Genomic DNA, 14,031 nt, shown 5'->3' on the forward strand with positions numbered 1-14,031 from the left:
GCCGAAGCCCCTGTTATTACGCGGTGTAGTTGCGAGCGTATGCACGCCACGCCTCAACATCTTTCACCAGGAACGCGGAGAAAGTGCCAGCTGTCAGCGGGCCAGTGCCTACGGTATAGCGAACGCCGAGATAGCGCAGGTATGTTCCGCTCGGCAGCTTAACTGAAAACAACGTTTTGCCCGCGGTTAAGTCAGTCAGCGCATAGCTTGCCGAAGTGAAGTGGACGGTTGAACTGGTCAGCCCTGCAGCAGCGGATGACTCCAGAGTTACCTGAACGGTTGCAGCGCCAGCAGCGGTAGCAGCGGCATCAACCTGAACAACAAGGTAAACATCTTCACCGGTACCGATATCAACCCCGGTGTTGTAGTTAAATGCTGTGTTCAGGTCCATGACGTTGGTGGAAATTGCTGTTGCAGTAACCGCCTGGCTGTCCGAGAACTCAGCTTGCTTATCGAGATACATGCATTACTCCTTATTAAACAATGCGAGCTTCGGCGATGCCCAGGGCATCAACGCGACGGACTGGAACCTCACCAAAACGCAGGGCCGGCTTACCAGCAACTTCGTCGTACATCAGAGTGCCGGAGGCAACCTTGTTTACATTCTGGCGGCGCAGGAAGCTGCGGATGGTGCGGTTGACATAAAACGCCGGAGTGACACCGGAAAGGCTGTGGATTTTTTCCAGAGCCTGAGTCATCAGGTCAATCAGATCAGCGCCAGCCGAGGCGTTTTTAGTCAGCGCGGTAACATCAACGTTTGCGATGCGGACTACATAGCGCCAGTCATGAAGGGCGATGCCGCACTTCCACTGATACTGGTCCATGAATGCCCGGAAGCGGTTCTGGTTAACGTCGAATGCGTCACCTTCACCCAGGTCGTTGTGGATCAAGCCAGCCTGTGAGCCTTTCGGGTAAATACCGTGAACGGTGTTTGCACCCCAGCCAACAAGCCAGATTGACGTGTTGTTGGCACCAGTACCGCCAGCATCGATCACGTTGACCTTGTTAGGCGCAGCAGATGAGTTTGAAGGTGCGAATCCGTAACGAGGAGCCAGACCGAGGAATGCTTCTGGCGTCGTTTCAGTAGAGCCGTAAAGAACGGTCTGCTGCATGCGCTGGTTCATCGCTTCAATGAATGCCTTCGCCTGAAGAAGACGGAAAGAACCAGTATTGCCGTTCAGCATCGCCAGGTCTTTGTCGATCTCAGAACGGGCTTCGAGGATACCGCACGCTTCATCCAACTGAGCAGTGGTCGCCTTGCTCGGCGGAACGCCGCCATTGAGCTTACGGAAGATAACATCCGGCAAGCCAGTTCGGGTTGTGATGCGATGGCCCGTAGGGAGGTTGCCCTCAAACCACGGCATATCCATCAGCATTTCATTGTCTTGTGACAGCAACTCAGCCACCGCAGCAGTGCTGCCATCCGGGTCAAGAGTCTTTGCCACATCCAGAAGGGTGTACTTTCCAGAAAGTGTAGCCATTCAGTAAATCTCCAGTTAGTTAACTCATGCCCGGCCAGAGGCGTTGAGCGAGGTCGTTCTCACCGCCCTGCGGAGAGTTCTTTTTAGCTGCAACCGATTTGTCTTCGCCGATTGCTGAGCCGATTTTGAGGAACATCTTTGCGATGACCGGGCTGTTAATTAGCCCGGACTTGTCGAGCATTTCGACGAATTCAGGTGGCGCGAAGGTTTTCACTGCGCTACTGACGATTGCGCTATTGGCATCAAAGTCAGCGCCCCACTCCTGCTTGATTGCAGTCATGTCTTTCTCTACCTGCTGAGCAATAGCAGCCTGATGCGCTTCTGCCTGAGCAGCGGCGTGGGCGTTGTATTGCGCGACAAGGGATTGAGCTTGCTGTTTGTTGAGTCCCGCTTCATGCAGCCATTGAGAGGCTGTCTTAGCGAACTCTCCGCTATCACCTTCAGGTACAGGAAGTTCATAGCCATCTGCCGTTTCAGGCCGCCCCATCTTGGCGTAAAGCGCAGACCAGCCTTCTTTGTCATCCGCGCCAGGTAGTTCTTTGAGGAAGGGCTCAGCTACCGGTGGGGCTTCAGGCGTCGGGTCCGGTTGGCCACCTAACAACGTTGCAGGCTGAGCTGAAACCTCAGGTGCAGATGCTGGAGCTTCAGAGCCTGGGGCTGCGGGTTCCCCTGCAAGCTCTTGCTTGTGAAAGAAGTTGGATAACTTAAACATTCGATTTCAATGCCTCGTCCAGTTTCGAGATTGCCAGGAGGATTTGTGCATCATCCAGCGTTGTGTAATTGATGATTCGGTGAGCCACTTCCCGGCGACCTTCTGCAAGCATCGTTGCGTGCGTATCTATTGAGCCGGTCACTTTTGACATAGCTACAGAACTGGCGAGCAGCTTGCTGAAATTCATCAGGTCGCCTATCACCATCTGTTGCTCTTTCGTGCGTGACCCATGCTCGCCAAACACGCGTCGATATGCGCGGGACATGGCTAACTCCCGGGCGCGTTTATAGCGCTCGGTAATGAGCTCTTTTGTCATGGTTTTGTCTTACTGAGGTGCAGGGAGTGGGGTATTAAAATTCTGTTGAGCCGAAGCAATTTTGTCAGCAGCGGTTGCGATGTTTGGCGCGGCCTGCAGCAAGTTGTTTAGTTGCGCCTGCTGCGCCTGAGCTTCTTTCATCGCCTGCTCTTCTTCCGGGTCTTTAATCAGCGTGCGCGGCATGCCGTTGATATCAGCGAACTCGCGCATGATATCTCCGAAGTTGAACAGCCCCATGATGCTCTGGTCAAATTGAGCGATCGACGTCGCCATCTGTAGGGTTTGCGCTATGCCAGTTCCCTCTTCGCTCTGCTGCATGCGAATGAGTGGAGACTTGTAATCGATGTCGAATTCCATATTCGCATCAAGCAACTGCTGAGGCGGATCAGGGAAGAGCCCCATGCGTGCACAGATATCAACTTCACGCTCAATCATTGGCCCAAGCTGCTCTGACATAATGCGGCCGGCTGTGGGTGCAAGCAGTTGCCCCTTCTCTTGTGCGCGAAGCATGGCCTCAGTAGCAGTCATGTTCGGGTTCTGCACGAGAATCTGGAACAGCGTCACCAGGAAGATGTCGTTAATCAGCTGACGCTTCTGGTCCATCATCTCAAGCCCTAGTTGTGGCTGGGCTCCAGTGTTGAACGGGACGGCGAGTGGATTACCTTGAGCGCTTACGGCACCAGAGTTAATGCTACCGGGAACCAACGAGAACGCATCTAGGGCACCATCATCTGCGACAAGTACCGGTGGACGGTTTGCAAGTTGCGCACCAATGAGAGTTTCTTTGTTCATCTCATTGAGGACTTTCATGTCAGGCAAGGCAGTCATGCCAGGACCGCGACCGTATGTCTCACCAGGCGACTTATAATATCTGGCGATGCAATACGGCATTGTGTGATAGCCACCCCGCCGGATTAATTTCTTTCCGGAGATGCTGATGTATACCGATTTCCACGGCATACCTGCGGGGCCAGGTGCCGGCTCCCCTTTAATGTATTTAATATCATCGTTCGGCCACACACGGTGTATGAATTCATACTTCGTTAGCGGAGAGTTCTCTGATGCTCGCTGGATGAAGTCGGGGAGATTCTCTTTGCCAAACTGCTGCACTGCCTGGCGAGCGGTGAGGCAAAACTTGCGGTGAACGAGATCAACAATTCCCTGATAGTTCTCCTCGAAGTAAATCTCCTGCAGCGGGTAGCAGATGTATCTTGTGCCTTTGCCCGGGACCTCATCAACGTAAATGCACCCGTTACCGAATGCGCCAATGCTGATGTAGTTCTCGCTCTGCTGGTTAGCAAAGTTGGCGTGCGGAGCATAGCGAACACGGAAGAGTATTTTCGTGCACTCCTCGTAATACTTCTGCACATCGTTATCATCAGCAAAGCGCTCATTCTGCAGTCCATGCCACATCTGAGTGCGCGGAGTGATGACGGATTCCATTGCCGCGGCGAAACGTTCAAGGGCCAGGATTGGGGTTGAGTCAATGGCCTTTTCGCTGCGCTTAGAGCCATCCTGAGGCTTTTTAGTGAAACCGGAATTTCTCGGCAGGCATCGCTCAGCAACTTCATCCCAGTGCTGCTCCCAGGTCTTGCGCGACACTTCCATTGAGGACTGGTCACGCAAAATCTGATTGAGCAGTTCTTCCTGGCTTTTGTCCATCTTAACCACCTAACAAAGTTTTCTGCCCAGTAGAGCTTGAAGAGCTATCGCCACCTGGGCCGGATAGCATATTGGCATTAACGCCCTGACGCTGACGGCGACGCAGCTGATCATCCGCTGCGTTGATTGTCTGGTCCTGCTGCACCTGTGGTGTCTGCGTGATTGTCGGCGTCGCTGTTCCGAGGCCGAGCATGTCCCCGACTCCGCCAATGACAGAGCCGACTGCTTTAGTTACTTCGCTCATGTATCACCCGAATAGGTTGTAGTCTGTGTTAGCCATGCGAGGTTTGTTGCGAGGGGCGGAGATGCGGTATTTCTGAATTGCATAACGACGCATCATGTAGGCGTACCGGATAGCATCAAGCACATCATCATTAGTTTTAGCTATCTTCCCGGTCTCATCGCGATGGTACATCCGGAACTCTTCAAAGAAATCCGTACAAGTGGAGAACACCTTGAATTTTCCATCAAGCATTCTCTCTCTGATTTCGTGAATGCCCGGCTCAACCTTGTTCCCACCATCAGGCCATGTAGCATGCTCGCCAAGCATCTTGAATCCCTCAGCCTTGTACTGTTCTTTGAGCTGCTGTCCTCCGCCCTTTTCATGCTGATTTCCATCATGCGGCCACGCCGTTGGAACATCCTTAGCCCATGGCTTTACGATGCGCCACGCCTCATCAGCTTTCTTCTGTCGTGCTTTCCACACGTGAGAGATGTAAATGACGTCCTCATCCCTGTCCTCCCACAACTGAATGTGCGCCTGCGGGTGGTCCCAGCCGAAGTCTTGCCCGTCGATAACAAAGAAGTGATCTGGACAGGAGAATGGCTGACAGGTGATTTCATCATCGGCAATATCGTAGATGCGACCGTGACCAAGCATTGGTATGCCCTTAGTTCGCATATCTCTTTGATGCGCAGGGAAGGATACCAGTAACTCAGTCTTAACTTTGTCGCTCAGGTGAGGTGCATCATCCCAGCCTACGTTCATGCATGCCTGGGCTGATGACGGGTTGTCCATGAAGCCTATGACCAAATCGGTGCGGCCGTTCTCTGGCGTAAACGTCAAAATCCCTCTGCCGCCGTTTCCTTTGTCACCAGTCGCTGTACGCGTAAGTACCTGGGGGAATATTGCGGGATCTTTTGGCTCCTCATCGATATGGAACCAGTCGACGCTGTCCCCCATCAAAGCGTGCTGCCCCTGCGAGTAAGACCAAAACTGTATCTTTGCTGTGCCGCCTGACTTGTGTTTGATGTACACAGAACGGACGGCGTTTGGCGTGCCCGTCATAGGCTCAACACTGACAATAAGCTCGCCGGGGATTAATCCACCTTCCCAGCCGTTGTCTGTCTTTCGCCCGATGATCGGCGCTTGTAGAAGGTCTCGACACTTCTCGCCTGAATAACCAAGTATCCAGATTAACGGTGCATGATCGAATTTATGACCTGTCCATCCGTCCGGGTAGTCACCCATGGCGTGAATTGCATCGACATATGTCGCCGTGTCCGTCTTACCAACACGGTTCGCAGCAATGAGTGCTACCTGTGAATATTCGCGAGTGTTCGCAATGAAACGTTTTTGCCAGGGGTAACGAGTTTCGTAGTAGGTTCGGTAGCGATAGACATTATCGCGTCGCTTCTTTTCTTCCAGGAGCTTTACCAGCTCAATCTTCTGCTCCCGGCTGAGATTGTGCATTGGTTAACTCCTGTAAGCGCCGGTCTAACTCTTCATCAGTCAGATCGGTAATGGTGATGTTTTGCTCGTGCGTTACTTTGTCGCCGTAACGCTTTGGAGCAAGTTTTGAGGCGTACCACTTACGGGCATCTACTCGAAGCCGGGAACGCGCGACGCGCTCATGATTCGTTTGTTCATGCCCATCTTCATCGACAATCACATCTCCCTTGCTGTCGTCAGCTATTTCAATGATCTCTTCAGCGAGGAGTTCGGCCTGAACCTCACGCGCACGCGCGTACTGTTGCATGAAGTCTTCGTGTCTCTGCAACCAATACATAACTGCACGGATAGATGGCATGCCCGGACGCTTACAGATAGAACGCAGACTCTCGCCCAACATGAGCAAGTTACAGATGTCTTCAGCTACTTCTGGAAGGTAGTCAGTCGGGCGACCCATTTTTGTTTCACTCGACATGCTTATCTCCTTAGTCATTATCAAAGCCCCTCACTTGAAGAGCTTTTGTAATGAGCAATAAAAAACCCGCATTTAGCGGGCTCTATAAAACGGCAGACTTAACAATTCGTCCGTTAGGTCATGCTCACTCTTTTTGAGCTTCTGGAATATATTCCACATGGAATCCATGATTTGCTTATCAGCTTCTTCTCGCTTCTTTTTCCTTGCGCCTTCTCTGTTTTTACCCATCGCCAACCTCGCCTAGTTGTCGTCATTTTAATCCAGGGCCACCCTAGCCAATGATTTATATTATTTGTTCTTCTCTCAGAGGTCACGCCACTTCTTCCGCACCGGCTGACGTTTCCGGCATGTCGGGACAAACCTACAAAACCCTGCGTGTAATGTTTTTGATTCTATCTGCACTCTCGCAATGAGGATTCCGCTATGGCGGCTTGGTCTTAGATATTGCAGAGAGACGGCGACATTACTGCGCCTTTCCCGATTAAGGGATATTTCTTGATGATTCGATTTGCCTGATAGTTCTTACCTGTCCATTGCATGCATCGAGAGCGTTAAGCAGCGCTATGTTCATTTGCACGCTGTCTCCAAATGTCATTGCTGTCGGCACCATAGGGACTGAACAATCAATCAGCAGGCTTTCTGGTATTGGGGCTATCGGCGTTTTTACCATTTCGTACTGAGTCTGCTTGTCGGCGCAACTGCTCAACGACAGAATCAGGAATAAGCTCGATAGAGCACTTATTGTTTTTGAGCGCATCTTTCACTTCTTCCTGCAGGCGTTGTGATTTCATCTCCGCGGCTGATCGGCGACGGGCCTCAGTCCCAACCAGTTTATTCATGCTCGTCACCGCATCAGTGAGATTCTGTAGCGTATTGGCGAGATCGTTGTTTTTGATGTTCAGTTCTTTTGCTTCATTCTGAAGCGATGCGTTACTGATTCTCAATTGACGATTATCTGCGCCGAGCTTAGCGATGAATCCTATGATGATTGCAGCAAAGATGAAGGGGATTAGGTTCTTTAGAGTAGTGGCACTCATATCAACACCGCCTCCGCTTTCCTTGTGCGTTCAGCTCTGTCCTGGAGGCCATTAAATCCACCATTGATACGCTTGGTCAGCCCATTTACGTCACCGGAATCAGCAAACTGATTGCAGTTGTTTGCTTTCCAGAACCAACCGGCAGAGCGGGCAGCGTTCTTATCCAGTAGCAGCAGGTCGGGATCATCAATGAGGTTCAGTCCCAGCACTTTGCCGCAGGCTGAATAGTTGTCTTTGAAGGTAACCTGCTTCAGCCCACGCCCACGGTATTTCCAGCCGTCACCGCTCTGATTGTTTCCGTATCTGCCACCATAAACTATGTTCGCAATGTCAGCCTGTCTGGCAGGGGATAAGGCAAGCTCACCAGGCTTACGCCCAAGCTTTTCGCGCTGAACTGCTGTGAGTCGCGAACCAAAAATTTGAAGTCCAGTGACCGAGTAGTTCAGTGATTCCTGGACAGCTCGGAACCCATTTGATTCAGTGCCAACCTGGGCGATAAAGTGGGCCTGCCTTTTTGGGGTATCAATGCCGAATTCTTTCATCGTGTCGATGATGTGCTGATACCACTTATCAGCAAGCGCCTGAGACAATCCGGCAGCCTTCATGAATTGGTCTTTAGTCATTGGTTTCTTCTTTCCCCGCCGCTTTGCTCAGAAAACGACTTTCCAGAGCCTTGATAAGGGACGAACCAGACCAGCCAGCCATACCACACACGCCTCCGGTAACTTCCTGAGGCCAAGCGTAGTGAATAGCAATCATGATCATGATAAGCCCGGCGAATATCGACACGATGAGCTGTAGGCACATTGTCCTCCAACTAAACGACTCGCCGTTGAGGACTTTGAAGGAGTAACTGGCTATTGCGCCGACGAGAGTCATGCCGAAAGCGATGAGGATCGACCATAGGTTCGGATCGCTTTTATATGGCATTTTTTTCATTTCCACCCCCAGGTACGGGGACTTGTTCAGAAATAGGACTACAAGATATTGATAGGTGAACAAATCCGATCTATTGTCTACCCCGTCTGATCAGACGAGATGGGCCTTCGGTCTTTGTTCGTGATTCGAGTCATGAGCAAGATGACGGCTGGTAGCTCCAACTACTGGCCGTCGCCCATTTTCACGAAGCCCGCCATTGAGCGGGTTTTGTTTTTTTAAAGCGCACTGCACCGTAGCCACAGAGTGTCAGCAATGAGTTGGTTGGGTCTGGTTCTTGGTGGAAGTACGCTTTAAAAAATTGCCTGGGCGACAGGCAAAATGAGGGTAAGGCGTTGGCTCTAAGGCCTGATTTCCCAGCTGGCGGGATTTGGTAATCTAGTCAGGACTCTCGCGTATGAGCTTCAACGTGTAGTGCGGCACGCATTCACTCAAGAGCCCTGACGAGATTGCAGAAATGAAAAAGGCCGCCTTAGCGACCTTTCGGGTATTTATTTCCCAGCGATTTGTGCGTCTATAGCTTCATCTAGGCTATGGTGGCTAATTTTTTTCGAGAAGTCATCTTTCATCACAAGAGGGAAGGAATATAACTGCACATACCCTCCATCCCTTCCTTCCTGAATGGCCCTGCTTTTTAGCCATCTATATCTTGCTGCATCCAGTTCTATGCTGGAATCTAATTCTTCTTTATCTGCACTCATAACAACCTCGTCTAGTTGCTCGTCAATGTTCGCTATGGCAGGCAGTGACGATACTGCTTTTCGGGAGCGACCCTATCCATAGCAAAAAGCCACCGCAGTAACTTAAGAGTCACTAACGGCAGCTTACCTTCTAATTATGGCTAAATGGATAATGCAATGTCAAGCTTTTTAACGGCAACATGTCTAATTTTCTCGACTCGTTTACGCATTTTAAAAGCATCTTGCATCGGTTGGTACAAAACGAAGAGTGAAGCTTTGAGGATGTCGTCGATTTCATTCCTGCATGTTGCCAGTGATGGCTTCCTCCAACCCTCCCCGCTTCTGCCGGCCATTTTGCGTGGCTTTGCGGTAGCGTGATAGTACGATGCAATTGCTCTCTTGGATGAGCCGTGAGAATAGTAGCTAAGCAGAATACCAAAGGCCTTTGTGTCGATGCGCATAACGGAATCTACGACCTGAGAAATCAACATTCCGTCATCGTCATTGCACATTGGCCTGGTCATTACCCTAGAGGGCTCGACCCTTTCCATGAATTGAGCGATCACACTGCTCATACGTTTTTCCAGCCGGCCCGAATATACCCATGCTCCCCACAACTCCAGCCATCCCTCAAGCCAGTCCTGCTGGTATTTTGTTAAGTTGAGCTCTTTTACTGCCATTCTGGCCCCCTGTATATGCGGTAAAACTGACGAAGAAGGATGTAGTTATCTGGAAAGGTTCTGCCGCGGCTGAATAGCTGGAGGCGAGTCCATCTAATGCGGAGTGCTTCGATGATTTCCTGCGTCATGCGGCCTCCCTGATTAGCTCATAATCGTTCAGATAAAGACCGCCAAAGCTATACAGAATGCCCTCCCTGATATCCTCGAGACCGCAATAGGGGAAATGGTTGAGATAAAACTCAGCAGCCCTGTCAGCTTCGCTGAGTAAGCCTGAGTAATGCTCTACCCTCATAACAAAAAGCACATCCTGAAAGATGGCGGCCGTCTCACATGGGTAATGGATTTTTTTCATATATTCTTTGCTCATTTCGCCTCCAGTTTCTTTTCCATCTCCCGACACTTGCGCCGATACTCATCCCGTATTCGAATGAAGTCATCGCGCCGGTATCGGGTCATCTCATGCGGGCCATTCAGCCAGTCAACCAACCCCTGACCAAATCGCTCTACCAGTGTCGCTTCGTATTGCTGGGCTACCGTTGCGGCCTTTGCTCCGTGCTTTGCGGAGCCTGCATTACACGATTTGCATTGTCGGTAAGCATTTCTTTCCTCAAACCGCAACTCGGGAAAGCCACCAACCGTCTTAAAATGCCCGCAATCCCACTGTCCGCCGTGCAGGTCTGGCGGATTGGTTTCTCCGCAGCTGATACAGGACTGGCCATGGTCACGTAGGCGAATGAACTTGTTGAAGGCTTGCTGGGCTTGTGCTTTGAAGTAGCTGTCTGGCTTGAGGGCTAATTTGCGGATTTTCAGGTTTCGTCGTTCTTGCTGGGCTTCTTCCTTGCGCCGCTGCTCTCTTTTTGCTTTATCCTTCTCTCTGAGCATTATTCCGTATTCAGCGCCGTGTTCCGGGCTACACCACCATTCATTGGAGAATCTGGGGTGAAACCATTCACGGCATATCTTGCATCTTCGCCGTGGTTGTCTAGCCATGCTTCCTCCTTGCCCTGGTTCTGAGCCAGCGCATATCCCACAGATGAGCTGTGTAATTGAAAGTGACAATGTCGGATTCTGTGGGAGTGGGTTTCTTTCGGTTTCTGCTGCGTTTGGTGGGAGTGAATATCAGATGGTCTATTACGATTTGCGTTGCGCTTCGTCGCTTCATATCACCTCAGAAGAATGACTGTAATCGGTTGATGATTGCCGGGTCAGTTGTGCCGGCGAATACGTTCTTAATGGCAGCGTTAATCAGCGATGAATAACAGCGCTCGAACTCCTCCTGGTCCATTGATGCGAATGCCAGGCTCTTAGCCCTCACCTTTGTCTCCCCGCGTATCGTTGTAACCACGTCATAGAATCCGGCAAGAATAGTTAGATTCTTCCGGAACTCTTCTTTCTGCGTGTGTTCGTCTGAGCATTCATATCCAGCGTGTTCCGCTGACCAGTGGTCGAAGCAGAACTGGAAGAATGCAAAGGCTTTACGATGATGCGCGGGGTTTCTGGTGAGTTTGATTTCGGCTACGTAGGTTTCGCCGTTTTTGAATCGCTGGAGTCGTTCGAGGTCTGTTTCGTTTGCTGGAGAGAATACGCCACCTGGGTGTTTAACCAGGTCGATTTGCAATAACAACCTCCTTCACAGCTTTGCGTTCTGCTGGGGATTTAGGCATCAAACCATCCCTCATATTCAGACTCGATAACCCGATGAGATAAAATCTCCATCCGTCTATCTCTTCTGTCTGATGTCGGGTCTGCGTCAATTTCGGCAGCCTTCTCCGCGAGAAACGCTACTGCCTTGAGGTATTCATCTTCCCTGAAATTGCCGAAGCAGATACCGTCAGAGCAGACGCGCCATACCGTGCGACGTGTCTCACTCTCCTTTCTGGCTATGAGGTCGCCCACGAACTCGCGAAGAGAGCGCAGCTGGTCAAGGTCGAAGGTTCGTAATTCATCGCGTAAGTTACTCACCTTTCACCTCCTGCGGGGCGGCTGGTATCGCCATCCAGTGAGTTACCAGCACGTGCTCTATGCAGCATGCTGATGGCGCATCAAGCCTGTCGAAAAACAACCCTGAGTGCTTATCGAAGAATGATACAAAGCGATAGCCCATTTTGTTTATGGTGAGCACCTCCTGCTCATCATCTGGCATCCGCTCGCTTACCGGAATCCATGTATCCGGAATTACAGGAGAGTTGCCACTCTGATTGAAGTTTGGCTTTGCGTCCTGAACCAGCAAAATATAACCATTCTTTGCCCCATCAAGCTCAGATAGCTCGGCGACGGTACCGAAATAACGATTGCCAGCATCAGCATCACAAGTGCTTACATCAATGGAAACTTCCATGCCTTCGATTAATTCCGGCAACTTGTTAGCCGTCGTTACAGGTTCAGCTTGTTTGGTACCCTCACCAGTGAGGATACCACTCTGGAGCATGGCGGCGCGGCAGGCGTTCCAGCCATCACGATACCCGCGAACCTCTCCACCATATGACCGACTGGCCTGCTGCGGCGTCATTTCCTCCGGCACTACCGGCGCTGACTGCGCTTCACGATACACAAGAATATATCCGGGGCCAGCATCTTCGCTACCAGCTTCACCGTCAACTACACCGCGAGCTAAATATGCATCATTGAGCCACGCTATGGGCTCACGTACTGCTACCGGCTCGCTGTCCATTGCGGCCAGCGCCATGCCGTCGATAATCCCTTGTAGCCTCTCCGCTTCCCGTTTCCATGCAGCCCATGATTTTGGATTTTTATCTATAGTTTCAATTTCATCAGACATTTTTCGCCCCCTTGAACATGTCGCACTGGCAATTTTTAGCTTTCCGTCCGCTACCACACGGGCATTTTTGATTGCGTAATTCACCAGGAATAATTTTGACCATAGAGCGCTTACGCTCCTCTTCTCGCTCCATATCGCGTAAAACCAGTCTCCAGTCGCGCATCAATCAGCCTCCCACTTGATGCCAGCGGCATTCAGCGCGCGATGAAACTCCATCCGCACACCGAGCAAAATTGCTTTCCGCTCTTCAATGGCAACTTCGGCGAGATAGTCTTCGAGCATTTTGAGCTTCGGCAGCTTCACGGTGACGGTGCGGGACTCCAACTCGGCGATTCGTTGCTCAGCCGCCTTGCGCTTGCGGAACTGCGCCTTACGACTGGCTCTCAGATTATTTTTCGCCAGTTCAGCCATGTAGAGTTGGTGCTCTGCGTTAGCCAAGCGCTGACGAACTTCATCATTCTCCAGTTCATCAATCCGCTGCTGCGCCTTCTCCAGCGCCTCTACCAACTCAGCGCCAGCCGCTTTCCATGCGGCCCATAAACTGGTGTAATCATGTTTAGAGAAGTAGCCTGTATTAGTGCGTCGGTTTTTTAGATAGCCCCAAGGAAGAGCGCAACGCTCTTCAGCCCACGCTTCGAATTTCTCTCTCTGCGCCAGTTTGGTGATATCAGTTGTCATGCTGCACGCTCCTGTTTTGGCATCAGCGCATCTCGGACGCTCTGGCGGTAGTAGTGGTGAAAGGCAAACGTCAGGCCGAGTTTTGTTGGCCGCTCCTGTTTACCCAGCAGTTTGAGGCGAGTGCAAATGGTCGTCGCCGTCCAGCCAGAGTGATAACCGGCGGCTCGCTTCATAACGGTTTCCGCCAGAATGGTGCGAAAGTCATCTCGCCCGAAATTAGTGTTTTCGAATGCGGCGTTGATTACTTCGTCAGTGAGATGTGCATCGATAGCGTGGCTCATTTGTCGGCCCCCTCGCGCAGCAAATCAGCATATTCAGATGCCGCTCTGCTTGCTCTGGCTTTCCAGCCGGTTGTGATGTTGTTGTCTTTGATCGCCTCTTCAGCAAACATCAGCGCGAACATCTCCACCCCATCAGCCTTAATCCCGGCTACGATGCGATCGGTGGCGGAGCAAGCCTTCCTGATTGCCTCTTCAGCTTCTGCTCTGGTCAGGAATCCACTATTGCCGTCATTACTGATCATCTGGCTGTCGAACCATTCATGCAGTTCACCAACTGAAATATCATCAGGGATTTCAGCCCCTGCTTCATCGGTGGTACCTTCCAGCCATTCGCGAGCTGCAGCTTGATATCCATGAGCAAGGCAAACTAAGGCCGCCTGAGCGCCAAGCATCGTTTTGTGGAACATCCATGATGTGTTGAGTTCACGGGCTGCGCCGTTGAGCAGATAGGTATTCTCCGCAGCCAGCTGCCGGTAAGCCTTCGCCAGCTCCAGATACTTCCGCTCTTTGATCGATAGCTCGCCCGCACTCTCAAGCGACTGAATGAGCTCGTTTACTGTTTCGATATTCATTTTCTTACCCTCATAAAAAAGGCCCGCTAGATGCGAGCCTGTTAATTTGCTTTTGTTAGGTCGTAAAAAA

Annotated in this window: 22 protein-coding genes; all 22 read right to left on the bottom strand. The window is 51.3% G+C overall.

The window, feature by feature from the left end; genetic code table 11:
* Positions 1 to 16: 16 nt before the first annotated feature.
* A complete protein-coding gene (locus ABLV11_RS00185) occupies positions 17 to 463 on the bottom strand; it encodes a Bbp16 family capsid cement protein (RefSeq protein WP_224226387.1) in 447 nt (148 codons plus the stop codon).
* Positions 464 to 476: 13 nt separating this feature from the next.
* The gene (locus ABLV11_RS00190; protein ID WP_224226386.1) at positions 477 to 1,481 is read right to left on the bottom strand and encodes a major capsid protein; all 1,005 of its coding nucleotides are present in this window, start codon (positions 1,479 to 1,481) and stop codon (positions 477 to 479) included.
* Positions 1,482 to 1,500: 19 nt separating this feature from the next.
* A complete protein-coding gene (locus ABLV11_RS00195; protein ID WP_224226385.1) occupies positions 1,501 to 2,193 on the bottom strand; it encodes a hypothetical protein in 693 nt (230 codons plus the stop codon).
* Entirely contained in the window at positions 2,186 to 2,509 is a 324-nt protein-coding gene (locus ABLV11_RS00200) for a hypothetical protein (protein ID WP_142478639.1), read from the bottom strand. Before ABLV11_RS00200 ends, ABLV11_RS00195 begins: the two co-directional genes overlap by 8 nt.
* 9 nt (positions 2,510 to 2,518) lie before the next feature.
* Complete coding sequence (locus tag ABLV11_RS00205) at positions 2,519 to 4,171, bottom strand: portal protein (protein ID WP_348855082.1); 1,653 nt, start codon at positions 4,169 to 4,171, stop codon at positions 2,519 to 2,521.
* Between the two features lies 1 nt (position 4,172).
* Positions 4,173 to 4,415 (bottom strand): hypothetical protein, encoded by a 243-nt coding sequence (locus tag ABLV11_RS00210; RefSeq protein WP_224226383.1) that lies wholly within the window; start codon positions 4,413 to 4,415, stop codon positions 4,173 to 4,175.
* 3 nt (positions 4,416 to 4,418) lie between these two features.
* On the bottom strand, positions 4,419 to 5,864 hold the full coding sequence (locus ABLV11_RS00215; RefSeq protein WP_348855083.1) for a terminase family protein: 1,446 nt from the start codon (positions 5,862 to 5,864) through the stop codon (positions 4,419 to 4,421).
* A complete protein-coding gene (locus ABLV11_RS00220; protein ID WP_224226381.1) occupies positions 5,833 to 6,318 on the bottom strand; it encodes a hypothetical protein in 486 nt (161 codons plus the stop codon). The genes ABLV11_RS00215 and ABLV11_RS00220 overlap by 32 nt, the downstream gene beginning before the upstream one ends.
* 623 nt (positions 6,319 to 6,941) lie before the next feature.
* Positions 6,942 to 7,355, bottom strand: coding sequence for a DUF2570 domain-containing protein (locus ABLV11_RS00225; RefSeq protein WP_224226380.1), 414 nt, complete (start codon positions 7,353 to 7,355; stop codon positions 6,942 to 6,944).
* Complete coding sequence (locus ABLV11_RS00230) at positions 7,352 to 7,978, bottom strand: glycoside hydrolase family 19 protein (RefSeq protein WP_224226379.1); 627 nt, start codon at positions 7,976 to 7,978, stop codon at positions 7,352 to 7,354. Before ABLV11_RS00230 ends, ABLV11_RS00225 begins: the two co-directional genes overlap by 4 nt.
* Entirely contained in the window at positions 7,971 to 8,285 is a 315-nt protein-coding gene (locus ABLV11_RS00235) for a phage holin family protein (protein WP_224226402.1), read from the bottom strand. The genes ABLV11_RS00230 and ABLV11_RS00235 overlap by 8 nt, the downstream gene beginning before the upstream one ends.
* Before the next feature lie 497 nt (positions 8,286 to 8,782).
* On the bottom strand, positions 8,783 to 8,992 hold the full coding sequence (locus ABLV11_RS00240) for a hypothetical protein (protein WP_348855085.1): 210 nt from the start codon (positions 8,990 to 8,992) through the stop codon (positions 8,783 to 8,785).
* A gap of 140 nt (positions 8,993 to 9,132) precedes the next feature.
* Positions 9,133 to 9,651 (bottom strand): antiterminator Q family protein, encoded by a 519-nt coding sequence (locus ABLV11_RS00245; protein WP_348855087.1) that lies wholly within the window; start codon positions 9,649 to 9,651, stop codon positions 9,133 to 9,135.
* Between the two features lie 124 nt (positions 9,652 to 9,775).
* Complete coding sequence (locus tag ABLV11_RS00250; RefSeq protein ID WP_348855089.1) at positions 9,776 to 10,018, bottom strand: hypothetical protein; 243 nt, start codon at positions 10,016 to 10,018, stop codon at positions 9,776 to 9,778.
* A complete protein-coding gene (locus ABLV11_RS00255) occupies positions 10,015 to 10,641 on the bottom strand; it encodes a recombination protein NinG (protein WP_348855090.1) in 627 nt (208 codons plus the stop codon). The genes ABLV11_RS00250 and ABLV11_RS00255 overlap by 4 nt, the downstream gene beginning before the upstream one ends.
* Positions 10,634 to 10,813 carry a NinE family protein gene (locus tag ABLV11_RS00260; protein ID WP_348855091.1) on the bottom strand — a complete coding sequence of 60 codons (180 nt, stop codon included), beginning with the start codon at positions 10,811 to 10,813 and terminating at the stop codon, positions 10,634 to 10,636. The genes ABLV11_RS00255 and ABLV11_RS00260 overlap by 8 nt, the downstream gene beginning before the upstream one ends.
* Before the next feature lie 6 nt (positions 10,814 to 10,819).
* On the bottom strand, positions 10,820 to 11,269 hold the full coding sequence (locus ABLV11_RS00265; RefSeq protein ID WP_224226375.1) for a DUF1367 family protein: 450 nt from the start codon (positions 11,267 to 11,269) through the stop codon (positions 10,820 to 10,822).
* A 38-nt stretch (positions 11,270 to 11,307) separates the two neighbouring features.
* Complete coding sequence (locus ABLV11_RS00270; protein ID WP_348855092.1) at positions 11,308 to 11,613, bottom strand: hypothetical protein; 306 nt, start codon at positions 11,611 to 11,613, stop codon at positions 11,308 to 11,310.
* Positions 11,606 to 12,430, bottom strand: a complete 825-nt coding sequence (locus tag ABLV11_RS00275; protein WP_348855093.1) for a DUF551 domain-containing protein — start codon at positions 12,428 to 12,430, stop codon at positions 11,606 to 11,608. Before ABLV11_RS00275 ends, ABLV11_RS00270 begins: the two co-directional genes overlap by 8 nt.
* A 162-nt stretch (positions 12,431 to 12,592) precedes the next feature.
* The gene (locus tag ABLV11_RS00280) at positions 12,593 to 13,108 is read right to left on the bottom strand and encodes a hypothetical protein (RefSeq protein ID WP_348855094.1); all 516 of its coding nucleotides are present in this window, start codon (positions 13,106 to 13,108) and stop codon (positions 12,593 to 12,595) included.
* The gene (locus ABLV11_RS00285; protein WP_064172973.1) at positions 13,105 to 13,389 is read right to left on the bottom strand and encodes a hypothetical protein; all 285 of its coding nucleotides are present in this window, start codon (positions 13,387 to 13,389) and stop codon (positions 13,105 to 13,107) included. Before ABLV11_RS00285 ends, ABLV11_RS00280 begins: the two co-directional genes overlap by 4 nt.
* Positions 13,386 to 13,961 carry a hypothetical protein gene (locus tag ABLV11_RS00290; RefSeq protein WP_348855130.1) on the bottom strand — a complete coding sequence of 192 codons (576 nt, stop codon included), beginning with the start codon at positions 13,959 to 13,961 and terminating at the stop codon, positions 13,386 to 13,388. Before ABLV11_RS00290 ends, ABLV11_RS00285 begins: the two co-directional genes overlap by 4 nt.
* Between the last annotated feature and the right edge of the window lie 70 nt (positions 13,962 to 14,031).

This window comes from Klebsiella sp. GW_Kp181 (assembly GCF_040062315.1).
Lineage (GTDB): Bacteria > Pseudomonadota > Gammaproteobacteria > Enterobacterales > Enterobacteriaceae > Klebsiella > Klebsiella oxytoca.